The organism is Kitasatospora indigofera, assembly GCF_014655955.1.
GTDB classification, from domain to species: domain Bacteria; phylum Actinomycetota; class Actinomycetes; order Streptomycetales; family Streptomycetaceae; genus Kitasatospora; species Kitasatospora indigofera.
Window position 1 is genome coordinate 31407 of the sequence record NZ_BNBO01000001.1, and the last position, 21137, is coordinate 52543.

At 74.5% G+C, this 21137-nt stretch carries 24 protein-coding genes; 6 read left to right on the forward strand and 18 right to left on the reverse strand.

Annotation, left to right across the window (positions count from 1 at the left end):
* Positions 1-100: 100 nt before the first annotated feature.
* The gene (locus IE329_RS00140; protein ID WP_190208663.1) at positions 101-367 is read right to left on the reverse strand and encodes a GlsB/YeaQ/YmgE family stress response membrane protein; all 267 of its coding nucleotides are present in this window, start codon (positions 365-367) and stop codon (positions 101-103) included.
* A gap of 231 nt (positions 368-598) precedes the next feature.
* Between IE329_RS00140 and IE329_RS00145 the strand changes: the two genes are divergently transcribed.
* On the forward strand, positions 599-955 hold the full coding sequence (locus tag IE329_RS00145) for a DUF3099 domain-containing protein (protein ID WP_190208664.1): 357 nt from the start codon (positions 599-601) through the stop codon (positions 953-955).
* Between the two features lie 325 nt (positions 956-1280).
* On the forward strand, positions 1281-1631 hold the full coding sequence (locus tag IE329_RS40170; protein WP_229927039.1) for a hypothetical protein: 351 nt from the start codon (positions 1281-1283) through the stop codon (positions 1629-1631).
* A gap of 19 nt (positions 1632-1650) precedes the next feature.
* Here the strand turns inward: IE329_RS40170 and moaA are convergent, their stop codons facing one another.
* The 4 genes from moaA to IE329_RS00170 all read right to left on the reverse strand — a co-directional run bounded on the left by moaA (position 1651) and on the right by IE329_RS00170 (position 6062).
* Positions 1651-2640, reverse strand: coding sequence for a GTP 3',8-cyclase MoaA (gene moaA, locus IE329_RS00155; protein ID WP_190208665.1), 990 nt, complete (start codon positions 2638-2640; stop codon positions 1651-1653).
* A gap of 109 nt (positions 2641-2749) precedes the next feature.
* Positions 2750-4315, reverse strand: a complete 1566-nt coding sequence (locus IE329_RS00160) for a solute symporter family protein (RefSeq protein ID WP_229927093.1) — start codon at positions 4313-4315, stop codon at positions 2750-2752.
* Between the two features lie 89 nt (positions 4316-4404).
* Positions 4405-4767, reverse strand: coding sequence for a DUF485 domain-containing protein (locus IE329_RS00165; RefSeq protein WP_190208667.1), 363 nt, complete (start codon positions 4765-4767; stop codon positions 4405-4407).
* 251 nt (positions 4768-5018) lie between these two features.
* Entirely contained in the window at positions 5019-6062 is a 1044-nt protein-coding gene (locus IE329_RS00170) for a zinc-dependent alcohol dehydrogenase family protein (RefSeq protein WP_190208668.1), read from the reverse strand.
* A 156-nt stretch (positions 6063-6218) separates the two neighbouring features.
* On the opposite strand from IE329_RS00170, the gene IE329_RS00175 reads away from it, so the two are divergent.
* Both IE329_RS00175 and IE329_RS00180 read left to right on the forward strand, forming a co-directional pair.
* A complete protein-coding gene (locus tag IE329_RS00175; RefSeq protein ID WP_190208669.1) occupies positions 6219-7214 on the forward strand; it encodes a DEDDh family exonuclease in 996 nt (331 codons plus the stop codon).
* Positions 7215-7263: 49 nt separating this feature from the next.
* Complete coding sequence (locus IE329_RS00180) at positions 7264-8073, forward strand: SURF1 family cytochrome oxidase biogenesis protein (protein WP_190208670.1); 810 nt, start codon at positions 7264-7266, stop codon at positions 8071-8073.
* An 18-nt stretch (positions 8074-8091) separates the two neighbouring features.
* Here IE329_RS00180 and trxA read toward each other — a convergent pair whose 3' ends face one another.
* Both trxA and IE329_RS00190 read right to left on the reverse strand, forming a co-directional pair.
* Positions 8092-8457 (reverse strand): thioredoxin, encoded by a 366-nt coding sequence (gene trxA / locus IE329_RS00185; RefSeq protein WP_308438317.1) that lies wholly within the window; start codon positions 8455-8457, stop codon positions 8092-8094.
* Between the two features lie 135 nt (positions 8458-8592).
* A complete protein-coding gene (locus tag IE329_RS00190; protein WP_190208671.1) occupies positions 8593-9027 on the reverse strand; it encodes a MerR family transcriptional regulator in 435 nt (144 codons plus the stop codon).
* A gap of 205 nt (positions 9028-9232) precedes the next feature.
* On the opposite strand from IE329_RS00190, the gene IE329_RS00195 reads away from it, so the two are divergent.
* Positions 9233-9994, forward strand: a complete 762-nt coding sequence (locus IE329_RS00195; RefSeq protein ID WP_190208672.1) for an SDR family oxidoreductase — start codon at positions 9233-9235, stop codon at positions 9992-9994.
* Between the two features lie 23 nt (positions 9995-10017).
* Here the strand turns inward: IE329_RS00195 and IE329_RS00200 are convergent, their stop codons facing one another.
* From IE329_RS00200 to IE329_RS00240, 9 genes are all read right to left on the reverse strand, one after another.
* Entirely contained in the window at positions 10018-10641 is a 624-nt protein-coding gene (locus IE329_RS00200; RefSeq protein WP_190208673.1) for an Asp23/Gls24 family envelope stress response protein, read from the reverse strand.
* Positions 10638-11462, reverse strand: coding sequence for a DUF6286 domain-containing protein (locus IE329_RS00205; protein ID WP_190208674.1), 825 nt, complete (start codon positions 11460-11462; stop codon positions 10638-10640). The genes IE329_RS00200 and IE329_RS00205 overlap by 4 nt, the downstream gene beginning before the upstream one ends.
* 30 nt (positions 11463-11492) lie before the next feature.
* Entirely contained in the window at positions 11493-11834 is a 342-nt protein-coding gene (locus tag IE329_RS00210) for an Asp23/Gls24 family envelope stress response protein (RefSeq protein ID WP_190208675.1), read from the reverse strand.
* Positions 11834-12025, reverse strand: coding sequence for a hypothetical protein (locus tag IE329_RS00215; RefSeq protein WP_190208676.1), 192 nt, complete (start codon positions 12023-12025; stop codon positions 11834-11836). The genes IE329_RS00210 and IE329_RS00215 overlap by 1 nt, the downstream gene beginning before the upstream one ends.
* A gap of 120 nt (positions 12026-12145) precedes the next feature.
* Positions 12146-12658, reverse strand: a complete 513-nt coding sequence (locus IE329_RS00220) for an Asp23/Gls24 family envelope stress response protein (protein ID WP_190208677.1) — start codon at positions 12656-12658, stop codon at positions 12146-12148.
* 166 nt (positions 12659-12824) lie between these two features.
* Positions 12825-13631, reverse strand: coding sequence for an enoyl-CoA hydratase/isomerase family protein (locus IE329_RS00225; protein ID WP_190208678.1), 807 nt, complete (start codon positions 13629-13631; stop codon positions 12825-12827).
* 412 nt (positions 13632-14043) lie between these two features.
* A complete protein-coding gene (locus tag IE329_RS00230; RefSeq protein WP_030059940.1) occupies positions 14044-14277 on the reverse strand; it encodes a helix-turn-helix domain-containing protein in 234 nt (77 codons plus the stop codon).
* A 438-nt stretch (positions 14278-14715) separates the two neighbouring features.
* Positions 14716-16314, reverse strand: a complete 1599-nt coding sequence (locus IE329_RS00235) for an ABC-F family ATP-binding cassette domain-containing protein (protein WP_190208679.1) — start codon at positions 16312-16314, stop codon at positions 14716-14718.
* A gap of 305 nt (positions 16315-16619) precedes the next feature.
* A complete protein-coding gene (locus tag IE329_RS00240; RefSeq protein ID WP_190208680.1) occupies positions 16620-17555 on the reverse strand; it encodes a PQQ-binding-like beta-propeller repeat protein in 936 nt (311 codons plus the stop codon).
* Positions 17556-18045: 490 nt separating this feature from the next.
* Between IE329_RS00240 and IE329_RS00245 the strand changes: the two genes are divergently transcribed.
* Entirely contained in the window at positions 18046-19218 is a 1173-nt protein-coding gene (locus IE329_RS00245; RefSeq protein WP_190208681.1) for a glycoside hydrolase family 26 protein, read from the forward strand.
* On the opposite strand, the gene IE329_RS00250 is transcribed toward IE329_RS00245, so the two are convergent.
* Together IE329_RS00250 and IE329_RS00255 are read right to left on the reverse strand one after the other, a co-directional pair.
* A complete protein-coding gene (locus IE329_RS00250) occupies positions 19195-20370 on the reverse strand; it encodes a GNAT family N-acetyltransferase (RefSeq protein ID WP_229927040.1) in 1176 nt (391 codons plus the stop codon). The two genes, IE329_RS00245 and IE329_RS00250, sit on opposite strands and share 24 nt — an antisense overlap.
* Positions 20367-21053 (reverse strand): Wzz/FepE/Etk N-terminal domain-containing protein, encoded by a 687-nt coding sequence (locus tag IE329_RS00255; protein ID WP_190208682.1) that lies wholly within the window; start codon positions 21051-21053, stop codon positions 20367-20369. The genes IE329_RS00250 and IE329_RS00255 overlap by 4 nt, the downstream gene beginning before the upstream one ends.
* Positions 21054-21137: the final 84 nt, after the last annotated feature.

Here is a 21137-nt window from a genome sequence, read left to right on the forward strand (position 1 = left end):
GACCTGACCTGACCTGACCTGACCTGACCTGACCTGACCTGACCTGACCTGACCTGAGCGCCCCGGCCGGACCGGTCGGTCCGGCCGTGGCCGCTCGGGGTCAGTGCTGCTTGCGGCCCGCCCAGAGCGGCGCGACCGTCGCGATCACCACGATCGCCGCGCCCAGCTGGAAGAGGTGGCGCCACCAGTCGATCCCGCCGGTGTCCGCGACCCCGAAGACGTGTGCCACACCGTTCCCGATCATCGCACCGATCATGCCGAGGATCATGGTGAGCCAGAGCGGGACGTCCTGCTTGCCCGGGATCAGCAGCCGGGCGATCACACCGAGGACCAGCCCTTCGATCAGTGCCGAGACGATTGCCCACATGCCAGCTCCCAGGGATCGGGGCCGCCGACGGCCGGTGGCGTTCCCCTTGCAGCTCACAGTCTTGGCGCCGGGCGGCCCGGCCGCACCCCGGACGGACGGCCCGGCCCGTACCGGCACCGGGGTGGGCGCGCGGTCCGGCTGCTCCCCCGCTCTCCTGCGCGGCGCCTGCGCGGCGTACCGTGAGGAGGGCCGCGCGGCAAGGCGTGCGGGTGCGGACGAAGGCGGTAGGACATGGGCAAGAGCGGCGGCGGCGGACCGGTCTTCCGGATCACCGGAGCGCGGAGCAGTCTGACCGAGGACGTCCGCGGGCGCCAGCGCCGCTACGTCGTCTCGATGCTGGTCCGCACCCTCTGCGTACTGCTCGCCGTGATCTTCTGGGACGTCCAGCGGTACGTCGCCTTCGTCGCCCTGGCCGGCGGTGTGCTGCTGCCCTACTTCGCGGTGCTGATCGCCAACGCCGGCCGGGAGAAGGCCCCCGGACTGCCGAGCACCTTCGCCGTCCCGGCCGAGACCCCGCTGATGCTGGGGCCGGGCGGAACGGGCGGCGGCGGGGCCGCGCCGGCGGCACCCGGACCCGTGGACGAGTGACTGTCCGTTTCATCCGGATTACCTACGTCTAGTCCGCCGGAAAGCTCAAACCAGCCTCAGATTAATCATGAAAGAGGCCCCCGAAAGGGGTCTCAGCCGTGACATACTGCGTACGCGCTCCGCATCCCCCGTCGGAGCGACGGACCGACGCCGGGCGGCTCCCCCCGTGGCTGCCCGGCGTCGCCATGCCCGCAGGCGGCCAGGGTGCCGGCGGACCGGCCGGCAGGTGGGCGGGAAGCCCGCCCGACGGGTGCGGGAGACTGGCGGTGCACACTCCCGCCCCTCCCCCGAGCCGGAGGGCCCCGACGCCACAGGACGGCCCGCGATGAACCCCCAGGACGACCAGCAGCCCTCGCTCAGCCTCTTCGCCGGCGCGGCGGGGCAACCGGAGAACCCGATCTGCTCGGGCAAGGGGTGCCGGGCCGACGCCCGTTGGGTGCTGGTGTGGAACAACCCCAAGCTGCACACCCCGGACCGCCGCAAGACCTGGCTGGCCTGCGACGAGCACCGCGAGCACCTCTCCCAGTTCCTGAGCGTGCGGGGCTTCCTCAAGGAGGTCCTGCCGTTCGCCGAGTGGACCGCGGCCGAGGCGCAGGCACAGGCCGGGGCACAGGCCCCGCCACAGGCCGAGGCGATGACCCAGGCGCAGCCGCCGGCCGCACCCCCCGGGGCCTGACCGGCCCGGGCCCCGGCCGTCAGCCGCCGATCGCCGACATCGGCCGCACCGGCTGCAGGAACTCGGGGTCGTCGATGCCGGCCCCGGCCTTCTTGCCCCACATCGCGGCCTTCCAGAGCGCGCCGATCTCGGCGTCCGCCGCACCGGAGCGCAGGGCGGTCCGCAGGTCCGTCTCCCCGGTGGCGAACAGGCAGTTGCGGACCTGGCCGTCGGCGGTCAGCCGGGTGCGGTCGCAGGCCCGGCAGAACGGCCGGGTGACGGAGGCGATCACCCCGACGCTCGCCGGCCCGCCGTCGACCAGCCAGCGCTCGGCCGGCGCGGCGCCGCGGGCCGCCGAGGGCTCGGCGGTGAGCTCGAAGGCCTCGGCGAGGCGGCCGAGGATCTCCTCGGCGGTGACCATCTGCGAACGGTCCCAGCCGTGCTGGGCGTCCAGCGGCATCTGCTCGATGAACCGCAGTTCGTAGCCGCGCTCCAGGCACCAGCCGAGCAGGCCGGCCGCCTCGTGGTCGTTGACGCCGCGCATCAGGACGGCGTTCAGCTTCACCGGGGTCAGCCCGGCGGCCTCGGCGGCGGCCAGGCCCTCCAGCACGTCGTGGTGGCGGCGCCGGCGGGTCAGGGTGTGGAAGGTGTCCGGGTCCAGGGTGTCCAGCGAGACGTTCACCCGGTCCAGTCCGGCGGCCCGCAGGGCGGTGGCGGTGCGGGCCAGGCCGATGCCGTTGGTGGTGAGCGAGATCTCCGGGCGGGGCGCCAGCTCCGCGCAGGCGGCGACGATGCCGACCAGCCCGGGGCGCAGCAGCGGCTCGCCGCCGGTGAACCGGACCTCGCGGACGCCCAGGTCGCGGACGGCGATCGAGACCAGCCGGACGATCTCCTCGTCGGTGAGCAGCTCCGGCTTGGCCAGCCACTGCAGGCCCTCCTCGGGCATGCAGTAGGTGCAGCGCAGGTTGCACCGGTCGGTGAGCGAGACGCGCAGGTCGACGGCCTGTCGGCCGAAGGTGTCGAGGAGCACGGCGGGCCCCTTCCCTGGAGTACGGCCGGCCCGGCCGCCATCACGGCGGGCCGGGCCAGCTTAACCGCAGGGACGGCCACCGCCGGGTGGCGTCCGTCCGGTGGGAAAACTAGTGCGCGCCCAGTCCGGTGAGGGAGCGGACCTCCAGTTCAGCGTACTTCGCCGGGTCGGCCTCCTCCTTGGAGAGCAGGGTGCCGATCCAGCCGAGCAGGAAGCCGAGCGGGATGGAGACCAGGCCGGGGTTCTCCAACGGGAACCAGTGGAAGTCGGCGTGCGGGAGCAGCGAGGTGGGCTTGCCGGAGACGACGGTGGAGAAGACCACCAGCAGCACCGAGCTGAGCAGGCCGCCGTAGACCGAGCAGACCGCGCCCCTGGTGTTGAAGCGCTTCCAGAACAGCGAGTAGAGCAGGGTGGGCAGGTTCGCCGAGGCGGCCACCGCGAAGGCCAGTGCGACCAGTGCGGCGGTGTTGAGCTTCTCGGCGAAGATGCTGAGCACGATGGCGACCGCGCCGATGGCGACCGCCGCGAGCTTGGCGGAGCGGACCTCCTCCTTCTCGCTGACCTTGCCGCGCCGGATCACGTTGGCGTAGAGGTCGTGCGCGAAGGACGCCGAGGAGGCCAGGGTCAGCCCGGCGACCACGGCGAGGATGGTGGCGAACGCGACGGCCGAGATCACCGCGAGCAGGATCGCGCCGCCGGTGGAACCGGCGCCGCCGCCGAGCTTCTCGGCCAGCAGCGGCGCGGCGGTGTTGCCGGCCGCGTTGGAGGCCTTGATCACCTTGGGGCCGACCAGGGCCGCCGCGCCGAAGCCCAGCGCCAGCGTCATCAGGTAGAAGCCGCCGATGATGCCGATCGCCCAGAGCACGGACTTGCGCGCGGCCCGGGCGGTGGGAACGGTGTAGAAGCGGACCAGGATGTGCGGCAGTCCGGCGGTGCCCAGCACCAGCGCCAGGCCCAGGCTGAGGAAGTCCAGCTTGGTGGTGCCGGTGACGCCGTACTTGAGGCCGGGCTCCAGGAAGTGCGCCCCCTTGCCGCTGGCGTCGGCCGCGGCGCCGAGCAGGGCCGAGACGTTGAAGTGGTACTTGGCGAGCACCAGGACGGTCATCAGCGCGGTGCCGGCGATCAGCAGCACCGCCTTGACGATCTGCACCCAGGTGGTGCCCTTCATGCCGCCGATGGCGACGTAGACGACCATCAGCGCGCCGACCGCGACGATCGTCCAGCGCTTGGCCGCGCCGCCCTCGACGCCCAGCAGGAGGGCGACCAGGGAGCCCGCGCCGACCATCTGGGCGAGCAGGTAGAAGATCGAGACCACGATGGTGGAGATGCCGGCGGCGGTCCGCACCGGCCGCTGGCGCATCCGGAAGGCCAGCACGTCGGCCATCGTGTAGCGGCCGGAGTTGCGCAGCGGCTCGGCCACCAGCAGCAGGGCCACCAGCCAGGCCACCAGGAAGCCGATGGAGTACAGGAAGCCGTCGTAGCCGAACAGCGCGATGGCGCCGGCGATGCCGAGGAAGGAGGCGGCCGACATGTAGTCGCCGGAGATGGCCAGGCCGTTCTGGAACCCGGTGAAGCCGCGGCCGCCGGCGTAGAAGTCGGAGGCGTCCTTGGTCTGCCGGCCGGCCCAGACGGTGATGCCCAGGGTGGCGAGGACGAACAGGCCGAACAGCGTCATCGTCAGGCCGCGGTGCTCGGTCGCGGCGGTGGCCAGCTGACTGCCCGCCAGCCGGCTCACGGGCAGCTGACCGGTGACCAGGTGGGTGCTCATTCGCCGGCCTCCCGGGGCGCGTGGACGGTGGCGGCCTCGTAGCGGGCGCGGATGGCGGCGGCCGGCGGGTCGAGCCGGCGGTCGGCGTACCGGGCGTACCAGGCGGCGATGGCGAAGGTGGTGACGAACTGCAGCAGGCCCAGCACCAGCGCCACGTTGACGTGTCCGACGACCTTGGTGGCCATGAAGGCCGGGGCGTAGCTGGAGAGCAGGACGTACAGCAGGTACCACAGGATGAAGCCGATGGTGACGGGGAAGGCGAAACTCCGGAAGGAGCGGCGCAGTTCGCGGAACTCCGCGGTCTCCTCGATCCGTTGGACGGACGGCTGCTCGGTGCTGGTCGGCGGCGGTGATTCCACTCGGTCTCTCCTGACTCCTTCGTCGGGGCGGTGCGCACGGTGGAACGACCGGACGTGAGGGGCGTCACAGTTCGGCTGTGCGCCGCCGATGTTAGGAGTGGCCGGTGGGCCGCGAGAAGAGAACGAGCACGATCAGCCGGATCTTCACCCAGGAGCGCTCGCCAATTGGCCGAAACACGTCAGGTTCGGACAGGCGATCGGGGTGGCCCCGGTCCCGGGGCCACCCCGATCCTGTACCGCCCGGACAGGCCCTAGAAGGCGATCCGCACCTTCAGCGCCGACCGGTCGTCCATCGCGCGGTAACCGTCCGGCACGCCCTCCAGGCCGACCGTGCGGTCGAAGACCAGGCCCGGGTCGATCGCGCCGGAGAGCACGTCCGGCAGCAGCTCGGGGATGTACGCGCGGGCCGGGGCGACGCCGCCGCGCAGCGAAACGTTGCGGCCGAACATCTGGCCGATGTCCACGCCCGCGCTGCCGCCGTGCGGCACGCCCACGTAGCCGACCGCGCCGCCGTCTCGGGCGATCGAGATCGCGGTCCGCATCGACTCCTCGGTGCCGACCGCCTCCAGCACGGCGTGCGCGCCCTGACCGCCGGTCAGCTCGCGGACCGCCTCGACGGCCTCCTCGCCGCGGGCGGCGACCACGTCGGTGGCGCCGAACTTGCGGGCGATGTCGGTCCGGGCCTGGTGCCGGCCGAGGGCGATGATCCGGCCCGCGCCGAGCCGGTGCGCGGCCAGCACGCCGCAGAGCCCGACGGCGCCGTCGCCGACCACCGCGACGGTCGCGCCCGGCCGCACCCCGGCCGTGACGGCGGCGTGGTGCCCGGTCGCCATCACGTCGGAGAGGGCGAGCAGGCCGGGCAGCAGCTTCTCGTCCGAGGCCGCCTCCTTGGGCAGCTGGACGAGCGTGCCGTCGGCGAAGGGCACCCGGACGGCCTCGCCCTGCCCGCCGTCCGAGCCGACCTGGCCCCAGAACCCGCCGTGCGGGCAGGAGGTCTGCAGGCCCTCGCGGCAGTAGTCGCAGGTGCCGTCCGACCAGACGAAGGGGGCGACCACGAAGTCGCCGCGGCGGAAGTCGCGCACCTCGGAGCCGGTCTCCTCGACGATCCCGAGGAACTCGTGCCCGATCCGCTGACCGGCCACCCGGGCCGCGACGCCGCGGTACGCCCAGAGGTCGCTGCCGCAGATGCAGGCGTTGACCACCCGCACGACGGCGTCGGTGGGGTGCTGGATCACGGGGTCGGGCACCTCCTCGACCCGGATGTCGTTGGGGCCGTGGATCACGGTGGCGCGCATGGGGGAACGTCCTTCGGGGGAGGCGGCCGCCTGGGGTAGGGCGGCCGGAAAACGCTCGTCGGGTTGTCCGGCGAACACGCTCACCACTCTATTCCGGCACCGCCGCTCGGACATTCGGACCATGGCGGCGCCGCGCGGCCCTTATTCTGGTTGACCATGCACGCGATCCAGTCACCGACGAACCACGCCCCGTGGACGGTCCCCGTCCCGGCGCAGCGCTCCGCCGCCCCCGCCGAGGGCTTCGCGGTGGTGGACGTCGAGACCACCGGCCTCGGCCGCTCGGACCGCGTCATCTCGGCCGGTGTCTACCAGTTGGACGCCGAGGGCGAGGTCACCGACCAGTGGTACACCCTGGTCAACCCCGAGCGTGACCCCGGGCCGGTCTGGATCCACGGGCTGACCAGCGCGGTGCTCAAGGACGCGCCGACCTTCCCGGAGATCGCCGGCGAGCTGGCCGAGCGGCTGCGCGGACGGGTGATGGTCGCCCACAACGCGCTCTTCGACTGGAACATGATCTCCCGCGAGTACTCCCGGGCCGGCCTGCGCGCCCCGGTCGACCAACGGCTCTGCACCATGGTGCTCTCCAGGGACCTCCGGCTGCCGCTGCCCAACGGCAAGCTCGCCTCGCTCGCCGCGTACTTCGGGGTCGAGCAGCGACAGGCCCACAACGCGCTGGACGACGCCCGGGTGCTCGCCGAGGCCTTCCGGCCGAGCCTGCACCTGGCCCGCCAGGGGGGCGTCCCGCTGCCCTTGCAGGCCTGCGTGGCGGTCACCGACCTCGGCGAGGAGGAGCCGCAGACCCCCGGCCGCAGCTCCTGGAGCGGTTCCTCGTACCGCGCGGCCAAGAAGCGCCCGCCGTGCCCGTACCCGAACCCGGGGCGCTGGCAGGACGGCAGGCCGCTGGTGCAGGGCATGCGGGTGGCGATCACCGGTGACACCGCGACCGACCGCGAGGTGCTGGAGGACCGCGCGGTGGAGGCCGGACTGCACATCGCGACCTCGGTGAGCCGGCTGACCAGCCTGCTGGTGACCAACGAGCCGGGCAGTTGGAGCGGCAAGGCCCGCAAGGCTCGCGACCTGGGCACGCCGGTGGTCGGCGAGGACGCCTTCCTCCAGCTGCTGCGCGAGGTCGCGCCGCACCCCGGAGCCTGACCGACCCCCGGTGTCGGGCGGGCGGACGCGGTGGGCGTACCGTGCCGGTGTGTACCGTTTTCTGCTCTCCCGGCGCTGGGTGATCACCGTCCTGATCGCCCTGCTGCTGATCCCCGCCACGATCGAGCTGGGCTTCTGGCAGCTGCACCGGCACGAGGCGCGGGTCGCCCGCAACGAGCTGATCGCGCACGCGCTCACCGCCGAGCCGGTCCCCTTCGACTCGCTGGCCGCACCCGGCCGGGCCGTCCCCAAGGACCTCACCTGGCGGGCGGTCACCGCGACCGGGCAGTACGACGCGGCGCACGAGTTCGTGGTCCGCAAGCGCACGGACGCCGGCGGGGACAACATCGGCTACTTCGTGATCACCCCGTTCCGGCTCGCCGACGGCGCCGGGGAGGTCCTGGTCAACCGCGGCTGGACGGCCTCCGGGGACTCCGCCGCCGCCTACCCGGACGTCCCGGCGGCGCCCTCCGGGGACGTGACGCTGACCGGCCGGCTGCGCGCCGACGAGACCGCCGCGGGCAGCGGGATCCGCGACCGCGGCGGCCTGCCGGACCGCCAGTTCAACCTGATCAACAGCGCCCAGCAGAGCGAGCGCACCGGGGCCGCCGTGCTCCCCGGCTACCTGGAGCTGACGGCCACCACGCCGGCCCCGGCGAGCCAGCCCGAGCTGCTGCCCGAGCCCAACCACTCCGACATCGGCCCGCACATGGCGTACGCCGTCCAGTGGTGGCTGTTCACCGCGATGATCCCGGTCGGGGTCTGGGTGCTGGTCCGCCGCGAGGCGAAGGACCGTGCCCGGGAGGCCGCCGCCGCGACCGCCGGTGCCGGGCCCGAGCCGGTGCCGGTGGCCGGCTGAGCCACCCGGAGCCCCGGGTCAGAGCACGTCGGCCAGCTCACGGAGCAGCCTGGCCTTGGCCCGCGCCCCGACCACCGACATCACCGGCTCACCGCCCCGGAAGACCATCAGCGTGGGCATCGAGAGCACCGCGTACGCCGCCTGGGTCTCCGGGTTGGTGTCCACGTCCAGCTGCACCACCTTGAGCCGCCCGGCGAGCTCCACCGCCACCTCGGCCAGCACCGGCGCGATCATCCGGCACGGCGGGCACCAGTCGGCGGTGAACTTCACCAGGACCGGTCCCTCGGCCCCGAGCACCTCCGTGGCGAACGACTCGTCGGTGACGGACGCCACCCCGGTCACGACCGTGCCCCCTGCTGCCCGGGCCATTGCTGCCTGCGCCATCCCGATCTCCCTCCTGCCGGCGGCCACCCGGCCACCGGTCCGTTTGCCTGACTGCCTGCTTGTCTGTCTGTCTGTCGGTCTGTGTGCCTGTCGGTCTGTCTGTGTGCCTGCCTGTTCTGCCTGCCTGCCCGGCCGCTACTCGGCCGCCGGCACCCGCTCGTGCGCCAGCTCGCAGCGCGGCGCGGGCGCGGCGTCGGCGGCGTCCGCCAGCTCGGACCGGGACCACTCCGCCCGGGCCAGCTGCTCGCCGACCTGCGCGCGGACGGCCCGCAGCCGCTCGATGCACTCGTCCAGCTCGGCGAGCTTGCGCCGGTACACCTCCAGCGAGGCCGGGCAGGTGTCGCCCTCCGGGTGCCCGGCCTGGAGGCACTCCACGAACGGCCTGGTCTCCTCCAGCCCGAAGCCGAAGTCCTGCAACAGCCGGATCTGCTGCAGCAGCCGCAGATCGTCCTCCCCGTACGCCCGGTACCCGTTGCCGCTGCGCCGGGCCGGCAGCAGCCCGCGCGACTCGTAGTACCGCAGCGTCCGGGTGGTCGTCCCCGCCCGCCTGGCCAGCTCACCGATCCGCATGCCCGTGCTCCCTCCGGCCGCGCCGTGCCGCCGGGACCGACGGTAGACCTTGACCCTGACGTCAACGCCAGCCCCGCCCGGCGGACGACCGCGGCCCCGGCCGGCCGGGGCCGGGACGACCGGGCGGGCGACCCGCCGCACGACCCGCGGGACGTCGCCCCCGGAAGGCCGCCGGGCCCGCTCCGGGCGGGGGAGAATACCGTCCATGGATCTTGGACTGCAGAACAAGGTGTACGTGGTCACCGGCGCCACCCGCGGGCTCGGCTTCGCCGCCGCCCGGGAGCTGGCCGCCGACGGTGCCCGGGTGGTGGTCAGCGGCCGCTCGCAGGCCTCGGTGGACGAGGCGGTGGCCGGGCTCGGCGGCGAGGGGCACGCGCACGGCGTGGTGGCGGACAACGCCGACCCCACCGCGGCCGCCCGGCTGGTCGAGGCCGCCCAGGAGGCGTTCGGGCGGCTGGACGGCGTCCTGATCAGCGTGGGCGGCCCGAAGGCCGGCCCGGTGGTGCTGGCCGAGGACGACACCTGGCGGGCGGCCTTCGAGTCGGTGTTCCTGGGCGCCCTGCGGATCGCCCGCGCGGCGGCTGCGGAGCTGGGCGAGGGCGGGGTGATCGGCTTCGTGCTGTCCGGCTCCGTCCGCGAGCCGATCTCCGGGCTGGGCGTCTCCAACGGGCTGCGGCCGGGGCTGGCGATGGCGGCGAAGTCGCTGGCGGACGAGCTGGGCCCGCGCGGGATCCGGGTGGTCGGCCTGCTGCCCGCCCGGATCGACACCGACCGGGTGCGCGAGCTGGACGAGCTGAGCGGGGACGCCGAGGCGGCCCGGGCCCGCGCCAGTGCCGCGATCCCGCTCGGCCGCTACGGGACGGCCGAGGAGTTCGGCAAGGTCGCCGCCTTCCTGCTGTCCCCCGCCGCCTCGTACCTGACGGGCGTGATGGTCCCGGTGGACGGCGGCGCCCTGCGCGGGCTCTGACCCGCCCGCGGGGGGCCGGGTGCTCAGATCACCCGCGGGTGCTTGGGGGTGGCGGCCGGTTTCCTGGCCGCCACCCGCAGCCGCAGCCGGGCCGGCAGGGCGGTCAGCGCGAGGCTGCTCCTGGCCTGCCCGAGCGGGCCCGCGTCGAAGCCCTCGACCAGGGCCGCCGGGTCGCCGCCCGGCGAGAGCAGCACGGAGCCGTGCACGGTCAGCCGCCGCGTCCGGCGGCCCGCCACCCGCATCCGCCCCCGCTCGACCCCGGGCAGGACCTCCGTGCCCGACTCCAGCGCCTCCTCCAGGGCCTTGGTCCGCAGCCGCAGCCGCAGCCCGGTGCCCGGCGCGGGCAACGGCAGGCTGCTCGGCGCCGGCCGGCGCAGCTGGGCGACGAGCCACCAGATCCCCAGCACCACGATCAGCGACAGGCCGCCGATCACCACCGGCCACCACCAGCCCTCGTCGGTCCAGCGGGTGCGGGCGGAGTCGCTCAGCAGCGGCTGGTCGGGCGAGGTGAGCGGCCATCCGTCCGGCATGTCCAGGCCGAGGTGGCGGTAGAGGTCGAGCCCGCCGGCCAGCACCAGCAGGCCGACCGCGAGCAGCAGCAGGCCGGCCAGGGCCAGCACCACCCGGTTGACGCCGGAACGGTTCATCGGGCTCGTCCTCCCGTCCGGGGTGTCCCCGCGCCGATCCTGCTGGTCAGCACCTCCAGCCGGAGCGGGCGGGCCAGGGTGATCCGGTCCAGCTCGGCCACCAGGTCGCGCTGGACGGCCGCCGGGTCGGCGGGTCCCTCGATCATGACCCGGGCCCGCCGGCGGTTGATCTTGACGGTGGTGCGGTCCACGCCGGGCACCTCGTCGGCCCGCGCCACCAGCAGGGCGCCGACCCCGGCCCGGTCGATCATGGCGTCCGTGGTGGCGGCGGGCAGCAGCGACAGCCAGCGGCGCAGGCCCGGGGCGAAGGCCAGCCAGAGGAGCCAGCCGCCCAGCAGGACGGCGGCGCCGGCGCCGAGCAGCACCCACAGGTCGTCGAGGTGACGGGTGGCCAGCTGGTCGGCGAGTTCCGTCCGCCAGTACGCCGCCCGCCGGCCGGCCCGGACCGCGATCACGTCGTAGAGCAGCGGCCCGCAGACGGCCAGCGCGGCCACCACGACCACCGCCGTGGCGGCCGTCCGGGGGGACTTCTCCCGGCGGACCCGGACCGCCCGGGCGGCCCCGGGGGCCGGGGGCGCTCCGGTCCGGCCACCGGCCGCGGGCCCGGACGGCGCCCCCTCCCCCGGCTCCGGCTGCGGTGCCGGCTGCGCCGCCGGGCCGGGCGGCGGCCCGCCCAGCGACGAGGCGGTCGCGCCCGTGGCCGGGCCGGCGCCGGTGCCCGGTTCCGCGCCGTCGGCGGAGGGTTCGGCGGGCGCCTGCTCCGGCCCGCCGTCCGGTTCGTGCTCCGGCCCGCCGGCCGGCTCGTTCCGCGGTCCGGTCATCGCGGCCGCCTTCCCACCAGGTGGGTCATGTCACTCCCCGCCCGTCGTCGGCAGCAGCCGTTCGACCAGCACGGTCACCTCGACCACCCGGGTGCCGGTGAGGGCGGCCACCTGCTCGGCCACCCCGTCCCGGACGGCGCGGGCCAGCGCCGCCAGGTCCGCGGGGAAGGGAAGCTCCACGCCGACCCGGACGGTGGCGGTCCGGCCCGGCACCGAGACGGAGACGTGGGGCGGGGTGCCGGGCGAGGGCAGCCCGGGGCAGGCGACCACCAGGGCGTCGCGGGCGGCCCGGGCGGCGACCTTGACGAAGACCCGGTCGGCGACCCGCAGGCTGCCCCGCCGGCCGCGGGCCGGCGCCAGGACGGCCGGCATCAGCGGCGCCGGTCGCGGCCGCGCAGCAGGTCACCCAGGTCACCGAGGTCGATGTCGCCCTCCAGCAGCCGGCCCACCACGTACCCGACGGCGCCGAGGACGGCCACCAACAGGAAGGCGGCGAACCCTCCGAAGTAGCCGGCGAAGCCGAGGGCCATTCCTGCCACCAGGCCGACGCTGGCCAGGTTCATCCGCTGCTCCTCGTGTCTCCGGGGTCCTCGTGGGTCCGGGTGGGGTCCGGGTGGGTCGGGTCCGGGCTGTCCGGGTGGGGTCCCGGCGGGTCGGGCGTGGTCGGGCCGGGGACGGTCCGGCTACTGCAGCTTCGGCCGCTGGCCGGTGGAGCCGCTCTCGTCCTCCTCCTCGATGTCCGGTTCGTCGGGCAGGTGGACGTCGTTGACCGCGATGTTCACCTCCACCACCTCCAGGCCGGTCATCCGCTCGACCGCCGAGATGATGTTCTCCCGCACCTGGGTGGCGAGTTCGGGGATCACCACGCCGTACTCGACGACCAGGGCGATGTCGATCGCGGTCTGCTTCTCGCCGACCTCGGCCTTGATGCCGCGCCCCATGCTGGACTTGCCGCCGGGCACCTTGTCGCGCATCGCGCCGAAGGTCCGGGTCAGACCCGAGCCGAGGGCGTGGATGCCCGGGATCTCGCGGGCGGCCATGCCGGCGATCTTCTCCACCACGCCCACGGCCAGCGCGGTGCGCCCGCGCTCGGCGGACGCCTTGGGGGCGGACGCCCCGGACGATCCGGAGGAGGACGTGGGGCTGCCGGCGGGGGCGGTCTTGTGCAGGGCTGCGGGCGTCGGCGTGTCAGGCATGGGGGATCTCCTGTCGTTGCGTGTCCAGCTATATCGCAAATCACCCCAACTCTGGCATTCCGCCACGTAACCCGCCCCCGGAAAGCGCGGAAGGCCCGACCCCTCCCGGGGCCGGGCCTTCCCTGGGCGACCGTCCGGCGACACCTGCGCCCGGCCGTCCGGGCGGTCAGTCGCCGATGCCGGCGAGGTCGCGCATCCGGCGCGCCTGCGCCACCCGTTCGGCCGAACGCTGCTCGTCGTAGGAGCGGGCGCCGGCACCCTGCAGCAGCGCCTTGGTCTCGATCACCGCGTTCCGCGGGGCCGCCAGCAGCGCGGCCGCGAGGTCGCGGACGGCACCGTCCAGCTCGGCGGCGGGCACCGCCAGGTTGGCCAGCCCGGTGGCCACCGCCTCCTCCGCGCCGACCCAGCGGCCGGTCGCGCAGATCTCCAACGCCCTGGCATAGCCGACGAGTTCGGTAAGCGGCTTGGTGCCGGCCAAGTCCGGGACCAGCCCGAGCGAGGTCTCCTTCATGGAGAACTGGACGTCCTCGGCGACCACCCGCAGGTCGCAGGCCAGGGCGAGCTGGAAGCCGGCGCCGACCGCGTGCCCCTGGACGGCCGCGATGCTGATCAGGTCGGAACGCCGCCACCAGGTGAAGGCCTCCTGGAACCCGGCGATGGTGTCGTCGAGGTCCTTGTCCTCCGCGGCGGCCAGCTGGATGAAGTTCCGCTCGCCCGGCAGCCCCTCGGGGGTGAACATCGCGCGGTCCAGACCGGCCGAGAAGGAGACGCCCTCGGCCCGGAGCACGACCACCCGCACGGTTCCGGGCAGATCGCGGCCGGCCGCGCCCAGCGCGCGCCACATCGCCGGCGACTGGGCGTTGCGGCGCTTGGGCTGACAGAGCGTCACCAGGGCGACGTCGCCGTCGATCTCCAGTCGGACGCCGTCCTGCTCCCAGGCCTCGGCCTGCGGGTCGGTGGCGGGAGCGGTCATGGGGCACCTCCGGCGGTGAAGGGATCGCGTGGGGACGCGCCGCCGAAGGGGTGGCGGCGGACCACGGCCGGCGGACGGCAGGACGGCCCGCCCGATCGGCTACCGGAGAGTAACAAACTTGCGGCGGCGACGGCAGGGGCACCCCGGGGGCGGGCCCGGGGCGTGTCGCGTCCGGGGCCGGAGGCGGCCGGACGGGCGCCCCGGCCGGCCGGCGGGGCCGGACATGGCGATCGGCGGCCGGTTCGCCCGGCCCGGGGGCGGACGACCCTCACGTCGTCTCCCCGGCCGGCGCCCTGCCGCCGATACGTCCTGATCCTCGGCCGCGCTCCTGCGCGCGGCTTCCGGCACGGCGACCACGACCCCCCTTTCGGGTCCGCTCAACGGTCGCACCGCCGCCCGGCATGACGTAATGTCAGGAACCAGCTCCTGCAGTAGCCTTGTTCTTGCCCCGCGTGGCACCGCCGCGGCCCCGGAGAATGACTCCGGACTCGCTCAGCATGCGGTGCACGAAGCCGTACGAGCGACCGGTCTCCTCCGCCAGCGCACGAATGCTCGCTCCGGAGTCGTATTTCTTCTTCAGATCGGCCGCGAGCTTCTCACGCGCGGCACCGGTCACCCGGCTGCCCTTTTTCAGAGTCTCGGCCACCCGTGCCTCCTCGTAGCGTTGCTCGGTCAGATTCCCATGATCACCCATTGACCGCGTCCTGGCCACCCATTCGACAAGGTGGATGTACGGAAGGACGGCCGGCCGGTGGTGATCGCAGCGCACTACGGCGCTCACGCTGGGTGCACGCGCCCCTGCTCGGAGTACCGCCCCGACGGCGAAAGAGCTGATCAGCACGGCCGACCCGGCGAGGGGGCCGCGCCAGGGCTACGAGATCCCACACAAACGGAATCCCCGACCACTTCATTCCCGGACACACCGGGAGGACTAGATCTTCTCGTACCGATGGACTACCCCGCGTCCACCCGGCGTCACCCTGCGGTCACGGCGGCGGGCCGGCGGGGGCCACCGGCCGGCCCGGCGGGCGCGCCCATGGGAAGAGCCCCCGCGAATGCGGGGGCTCCCGAGGTCACGGTGCGGTCAGGCCAGCGAGACGAGGTCCGCGTAGGCGGGGCTCCAGAGGTCCTCGACGCCGTCCGGGAGCAGGATGATCCGCTCCGGCTGGAGCGCGTCGACCGCGCCCTCGTCGTGGGTGACCAGGACGACGGCGCCGCTGAACTCGCGCAGCGCGCCGAGGATCTCCTCGCGGCTGGCCGGGTCCAGGTTGTTGGTGGGCTCGTCGAGCAGCAGCACGTTGGCGCTGGAGACCACCAGCGAGGCCAGCGCGAGACGGGTCTTCTCACCGCCGGAGAGCACCCCGGCCGGCTTGTCCACGTCGTCGCCGGAGAACAGGAAGGAACCGAGGATCTTGCGGATCTGCACCAGGTCGGTGTCGGGCGCGGAGGAACGCATGTTCTCCAGCACCGTCCGCTCCGGGTCCAGCGTCTCGTGCTCCTGGGCGTAGTAGCCGATCTTCAGGCCGTGGCCGGGGATCACCTCGCCGGTGTCCGGCTCCTCCACCCCCGCGAGCATCCGCAGCAGGGTGGTCTTGCCGGCGCCGTTCAGGCCGAGGATGACGACCCGCGAACCGCGGTCGATCGCCAGGCCCACGTCGGTGAAGATCTCCAGCGAGCCGTACGACTTGGACAGGCCCTCCGCCATCAGCGGGGTCTTGCCGCAGGGGGCCGGGTCCGGGAAGCGCAGCTTGGCGACCTTGTCGGAGACCCGGACCTGCTCCAGGCCGGCCAGCAGCTTCTCGGCGCGGCGGGCCATGTTCTGCGCGGCCACCGTCTTGGTCGCCTTGGCGCGCATCTTGTCGGCCTGCGAGTTGAGGGTCGCGGCCTTCTTCTCGGCGTTGGCGCGCTCGCGCTTGCGGCGCTTCTCGTCGTCCTCGCGCTGCTGCTTGTACTGCTTCCAGCCCATGTTGTAGATGTCGATCGCGGCCCGGTTGGCGTCCAGGTAGAACACCTTGTTGACGACCGTCTCGACCAGCTCGACATCGTGGGAGATCACGATGAAGCCGCCCTTGTAGGTCTTCAGGAAGTCCCGCAGCCAGGCGATCGAGTCGGCGTCGAGGTGGTTGGTGGGCTCGTCGAGGAGCAGGATGTCGGCGTCCGAGAAGAGGATCCGGGCCAGCTCGACCCGGCGGCGCTGACCACCGGAGAGGGTGTGCAGCTCCTGGCCGAGGATGCGGTCCGGCAGGCCGAGCGCGGCGGCGATGGTCGCGGCCTCCGCCTCGGCGGCGTAGCCGCCCTTGGTGAGGAACTCGGTCTCCAGGTTGGAGTACTTCTTCATCGCCTTGTCGCGGGTGGCGCCCTTGCCGTTGGCCATCCGCTCCTCGTTCTCGCGCATCTTCTTCAGCACGGTGTCGAGGCCGCGGGCGGAGAGGATCCGGTCGCGGGCCAGCACGTCGAGGTCGCCGGTGCGCGGGTCCTGCGGGAGGTAGCCCACCTGGCCGGAGTTGGTGACCGTGCCGCCGGCCGGGATGCCCTCGCCGGCCAGCACCTTGGTGAGGGTGGTCTTGCCGGCACCGTTGCGGCCGACCAGGCCGATCCGGTCGCCGGGGGCGATCCGGAAGCTGGCGGACTCGATCAGGACGCGGGCGCCGGCACGCAGTTCGAGGGCGTTCGCGGAAATCATGGCTGGGTACTCCTGGGACGTGGGCGGGCGCGGGCAACCGGCGAACCCCAGGGGCTGGGGGCACCGGGCCGGGGCGGCGGCGGGGGTGAGGGGGCGGCGTCACGGAACACGGACGGCCGTCGGACGCACCCTGAGGTGCACCGATCGGCTCGCCGTCCCGCCCGCTAGTGCCCGGAGAAGTCAGCCATGCGGACCAGTCTACCGGGCGCCGCGCGAAGGCCCGAAGGCAATACCGCGCCGGAGCGGCGCACGACGGGCGCACACCGCGCACCCGGCGGGCGCGCGGCCGGGCCCGGGCGGGGCGGTCAGGGGCCGGGGTTGGCCACCGGCTCGGCGCAGGTGCCCTGCGGGCGGACGGCGGCGAAGACCTCGGTCCGGCTGCCGCAGGCGGACTCCGGAGCCGCCGCCTTGGTGTCGAAGACCCGGCTGCCGAGGACCGGGCCGTCCTCGATCTGCACCCGCTGCCCGTCCAGCGCCCGCATCGCCACCGCCGGGCCGGTGGCCAGCTGCCAGTTGGTGCTGTCCAGGCGGTACCCGGTGATGCCGCCGAAGGCCTGGTGGTTGTTGCTGCCGCTGCCGGTGCAGGTCCGCGGGACGAGGACGGCGTAGTTGGTCCGCACGGTGCGCACCGGGTCGTAGGCGCAGTTGCCCGCCGGGCGGTCGTTGTAACGCAGATCACCGTCGGCGTCGCGGAATCCCATGGTCAGACCGGGCGTCACCACCGCCACCCAGGGGCTGGCCTCGGGCACGGTGTACAGGGCGATCGCCGCGCGCTCCACCGCCAGCTGCTTGCGCTGGGTCTCGCTCCGCTGGGCGGCGCCGGTCTCGCCCTCGCCGCGCAGCCACTCGGCGAGGCCGGGCACGGCGCGGTGCCAGCGCACCTCGTGGTCGCTCGGTCGGACCGAGGTGACCAGGCCGTCGTCCCAGAGCACCACCGCGTCCTCACCGGCCATCGCCAGGTAGAGGGCGGTCGCGCCCTCCCGCCGGTAGGACCAGGCGTGCTCGCCGGTGGCGGGGTCGTAGGCCTCCAGTCCGGGGCCCACCTTGAGTTCCAGCCCGGCGGTGTCCAGCGACTGCGCGGTCACCGGGCTCGCGTCCGCACCACCCGGTTCGGCCACCCGGTCACCGAACGGGACCGGCTTGTTGGCGTGCGCGGCCGCACCCGCCAGCAGCACCAGCAGGACCGCCAGAGCAGGGAGGATCGAACGGGGGGTGAGAACACGCAGCGGCTTCCAGGACACGGGCGGAGCGTACCTTCCGATCACCCCGCGAGTCAGCCGGACATCGTCGGCCGTCCGTAGGACGGACACCCGTCCGGGGGTCGGCCACGAGGCCGCCGGACGCGTCGGCCGACCTGCGCCGTCGGGGGTCCCGCCGGGCGGGCGGGCCGGCCGCCGGCCCTCGCCCGCGGGGCCGCGGCGGCCGGACGGACTGTTACAGAGGTGGTACACAGACGCACCGCGCCCGGGCGCGGTTCCCGGGCCGGGGCGGCGCCCGCCCGGGGGCCTCGCGGCGCCTCCCCGCGGACGCCCGGCGGTGCGCCGGCGGGCCGGTGGCGGGCTCCCGCGCGGGCCCGGAAGGGGAGTTCGAACGGCGTCCACTTTAGGGTGACATTGGGGTTTTCTGACGCCTTGTGGCCTTAGTGTCGGAGTTGGGCCGGTGTCGGATTCGGGCCGGTGCCGGACTAGCCGGCCGGCCCGGGCCCGGCCCTGACGCCCACGAGGAGAGACCATGCGTTCTGGCCGGCTCGCCCTGGCCGCCGCCGCGCTGCTCATGCTGACCTCCGCGAGCGTCCCGGCGGGCCCCGCGCCCGACCGGGACGGGACCGGCCGGGACCTCTCCGCCGACGTGGCCGCCCCGCGCGGCGCCGCTCCCCGGCCCGCCACCCAACAGCCCCGGCACGAGCCTCCGTTCGGGGCCTTCGTCGGCTCATGGGACAGGTACATCCCGCAGATCGGGCGCTACGCCCAGTGGCTGGGCAACGCCAACCTCCAGGTCGGCCACACCTACCTGGCCGGCAACAGCTGGGGCGACGTCGAGGGCGAGCCGGTGGTGCTCGGTCTCTGGTCGCAGTGGCGGCAGGCCGACCCCGCGCGCACCCTCGTGCTCGGCGTGCCGATGCTGGTGCCGAGCGAGGGCGGCGTCCCGGACGCGGAGGTCGCCCGGCTGCTGGCCCAGGGCGCCCGGGGGGACTTCGACCAGCACTTCCTCAAGCTGGCCCGCAAGCTGGTCGCGCTGGGCGGCACCGACACCGTGCTGACCCTCGGCTGGGAGATGAACGGCGTCACGTACACCCACCGCTGCAAGCCCGACCCGACCGCCTGGAAGGCCTACTGGCGGCGGATCGTCACGGTGATGCGCTCGGTGCCCGGGCAGCGGTTCCGCTTCGACTTCACCCCCAACCGCGGCCTGGACGCCGTCCCCTGGACCCGCTGCTACCCGGGCGACGACGTGGTCGACATCATCGGCATGGACAGCTACGACCAGCCCGCCGGGGCCACCTTCGACGACTACGTCTCGGAGCCCTACGGCCTCCAGGACCAGGTCGAGTTCGCGGCCAGGCGCGGGAAGCCGGTCTCCTACCCGGAATGGGGCCTGTTCCGCAACGGCGACAACCCCGAGTACGTCCGGCGGATGGTGGAGTGGATGCGCACCCACGACACCAGCTACCAGACCGTGACGGACTACTGCCCGCACGGGTTCTGGGGGTGCGACCGCAATCCGCGGTCGAGTGCGGTGTTCAAGCAGCTGATGACCGGCTCGAAGGGCGCGCCCGGCCCCTCCTCCCCGGCCGCACCGGCGCCCGCGTCGCCCGCTCCCGCCTCCCCCGCCCCCGCCGGGCCCGGGCCGGCGGCCACCGCCGGGGCGGCCCCGGCGGCGTCAGCTCCGGCGACGGGCCGCTAGGGCCTCCTTGACGCGCGGCAGCCGCGCGCGCAGCAGTTCGACGGCGGCCCGCCGGGCCCGGGCCGCGAGCAGCAGCACCGCCACCGCCGGGGCGAGCCGGCCGGGGCCCAGCAGCAGCCGCTGGTTGGCCAGCGCGTCCGGGCGCCAGCGCTGCTTGTACGGCTCCTGGCCGCGCAGCAGGCTCAGCACCGGGATCCCGGCCTCCACCACCTCGTCCAGGGCCGCCCCGAACAACAGTCCGGCGATGTCCAGCCGCTCGCGCAGCGCCGGGTGCGCGCCGTAGAGGTAGAGACCGCCGAAGGCCGGTGAGAGCAGCAGCAGGTTCACCGCGACCAGCTCGCCGTCCAGCCAGTACTGGTGCACGGCGGCGCGGCCGGCCGCGACCAGGCCGGTGGTGGACTCGGTCAGGTGCCGGGCGAAGCGCTCGGAGCGGTGCTCCGGGGTGACGCCGCGCTGCTGCCACTGCAGGAAGTGCAGCCGCAGCAGCCCGGCGACGGCCTCCGGCACCTCCTCGGCCGGGGTGGACCGGAACTCCACGCCCGACTCGGCGATCCGGCGCAGCTTCACCCGGCTGCGCTGGGCGGTCCGGCCCGGCAGCCGCTTGAGCAGCTCCTCCATCGGGACGGCCGGCAGGTACTGGCAGAGCGAGTCGGGCAGCCGGTGCCGGACGCCCCGCCAGTGCTCGAAGAGCTGCTGGGCGGCCGCGTCCGGATGCACCTCGCGCAGTTCCAGGCTGTGCCAGGGCCGGCTGAGCGGCAGCGCGGCGGCCAGCTCGGCGGCGGCCCGCGCCGCGCAGTCGTCGTCCAGCAGGACGTCGGTGAAGTCGATCAGCGCGCCGCCCAGGCCGGTCAGCCCGCCGGACAGCCGCCCCAGCAGGCTGGCCCGCCGCCGGAAGGCGCCCGCGCCGACCAGCAGGCCGTCCCGGCGGACCAGGACCACCACCAGGGCCCCCGGCCGGCCGTAGCTCCGCCACCAGGAAGCCTGCCAGGCGGCGCTCTGGAAGGAGGTGGCGGCGCGGCAGCGGGCGGCCAGGTCGTCCCACTCGGCGGCGAGGGCGGCGAGGGCCTCGTCGTCCCGGCGGACCTCACTGGTCCAGCGCGGCCCGGCGGCCTGCGCCGGGAGGCCGGCCGCCGACGCCAGGTCGGCGGTCACCGGGTGCTCGCGGTCGGCTCGGCGGCCTCCCTGGCGGTGGCCGGGGCGGGCACCGGAGCGGCGGGTGCGGCCTGCGCGGCAGGGGTGACGGACGCGGCCTGGTCGCCGGGGGCGGTGGCCGGGTCGTCGCCGCGCCGGCGGGTCATCATCACCAGGGCGCCGGTCAGCAGCCCGGCCGCGCCGCCCACCGCGACGTCCAGCTGGGCGGACGGGGAGGTCGGCCGTTCGGGCGCGGCGGCCGCCGCCAGCGGGACGAGCTTGACCCCGGTCTCCGGCGTGCTCGGGTTGGCGAAGGCCACCAGCGCCTTCGCCACCGCGTCGGCGGCCCGCGCGGCCTCCTTCGGCGCCGGCCCGGTGCCGGTGATCTCGATCACCGGCGCGTCCGGGGAGGTGGTGCCGTGCACCAGCTCCGACAGCTCCGAGGTGGTGTGCCCGCTGGCCGCCGCGGCCGGCGCGAGCACCTGCGGCTGGCCGGCCAGCCGGCCGTACGCCTGGGCGAAGTTGACGGCGTTCGCGCCCTCCCCCGCGGTCTGCGGCACCACCACCACGTAGGCGTTGGCGGCGTAGACGGGGTGCGCGACGGTCGCGTAGCCGGCGCCGGCCGCGGCGCCGAGCGGCACCGCGAGGGCCACCGGCCACCAGCGGCGGGCCAGTTGGCGAGCGCTCTGACGCAGTTCGGACATGAGGGGGCTCCGTGGGATCGGCCGGCCCGGGGCGGACCGGAGTGACGGGATCGGGATCGGGGCTGGACTGGGGCTGGGCTGGGA

Coding starts and splice junctions, on each gene's coding strand:
- IE329_RS00140 (WP_190208663.1), bottom strand. CDS start 367: ATGTGGGCAATCGTCTCGGCACTGATCGAAGGGCTGGTCCTCGGTGTG.
- IE329_RS00145 (WP_190208664.1), top strand. CDS start 599: ATGGGCAAGAGCGGCGGCGGCGGACCGGTCTTCCGGATCACCGGAGCG.
- IE329_RS40170 (WP_229927039.1), top strand. CDS start 1,281: ATGAACCCCCAGGACGACCAGCAGCCCTCGCTCAGCCTCTTCGCCGGC.
- IE329_RS00160 (WP_229927093.1), bottom strand. CDS start 4,315: ATGACGCTGTTCGGCCTGTTCGTCCTCGCCACCCTGGGCATCACCGTC.
- IE329_RS00170 (WP_190208668.1), bottom strand. CDS start 6,062: ATGCGCGCCACCGTGATCCACGGCCCCAACGACATCCGGGTCGAGGAG.
- IE329_RS00175 (WP_190208669.1), top strand. CDS start 6,219: ATGCACGCGATCCAGTCACCGACGAACCACGCCCCGTGGACGGTCCCC.
- trxA (WP_308438317.1), bottom strand. CDS start 8,457: ATGGCGCAGGCAGCAATGGCCCGGGCAGCAGGGGGCACGGTCGTGACC.
- IE329_RS00190 (WP_190208671.1), bottom strand. CDS start 9,027: ATGCGGATCGGTGAGCTGGCCAGGCGGGCGGGGACGACCACCCGGACG.
- IE329_RS00195 (WP_190208672.1), top strand. CDS start 9,233: ATGGATCTTGGACTGCAGAACAAGGTGTACGTGGTCACCGGCGCCACC.
- IE329_RS00200 (WP_190208673.1), bottom strand. CDS start 10,641: ATGAACCGTTCCGGCGTCAACCGGGTGGTGCTGGCCCTGGCCGGCCTG.
- IE329_RS00205 (WP_190208674.1), bottom strand. CDS start 11,462: ATGACCGGACCGCGGAACGAGCCGGCCGGCGGGCCGGAGCACGAACCG.
- IE329_RS00210 (WP_190208675.1), bottom strand. CDS start 11,834: ATGCCGGCCGTCCTGGCGCCGGCCCGCGGCCGGCGGGGCAGCCTGCGG.
- IE329_RS00215 (WP_190208676.1), bottom strand. CDS start 12,025: ATGAACCTGGCCAGCGTCGGCCTGGTGGCAGGAATGGCCCTCGGCTTC.
- IE329_RS00220 (WP_190208677.1), bottom strand. CDS start 12,658: ATGCCTGACACGCCGACGCCCGCAGCCCTGCACAAGACCGCCCCCGCC.
- IE329_RS00225 (WP_190208678.1), bottom strand. CDS start 13,631: ATGACCGCTCCCGCCACCGACCCGCAGGCCGAGGCCTGGGAGCAGGAC.
- IE329_RS00235 (WP_190208679.1), bottom strand. CDS start 16,314: ATGATTTCCGCGAACGCCCTCGAACTGCGTGCCGGCGCCCGCGTCCTG.
- IE329_RS00245 (WP_190208681.1), top strand. CDS start 18,046: ATGCGTTCTGGCCGGCTCGCCCTGGCCGCCGCCGCGCTGCTCATGCTG.
- IE329_RS00255 (WP_190208682.1), bottom strand. CDS start 21,053: ATGTCCGAACTGCGTCAGAGCGCTCGCCAACTGGCCCGCCGCTGGTGG.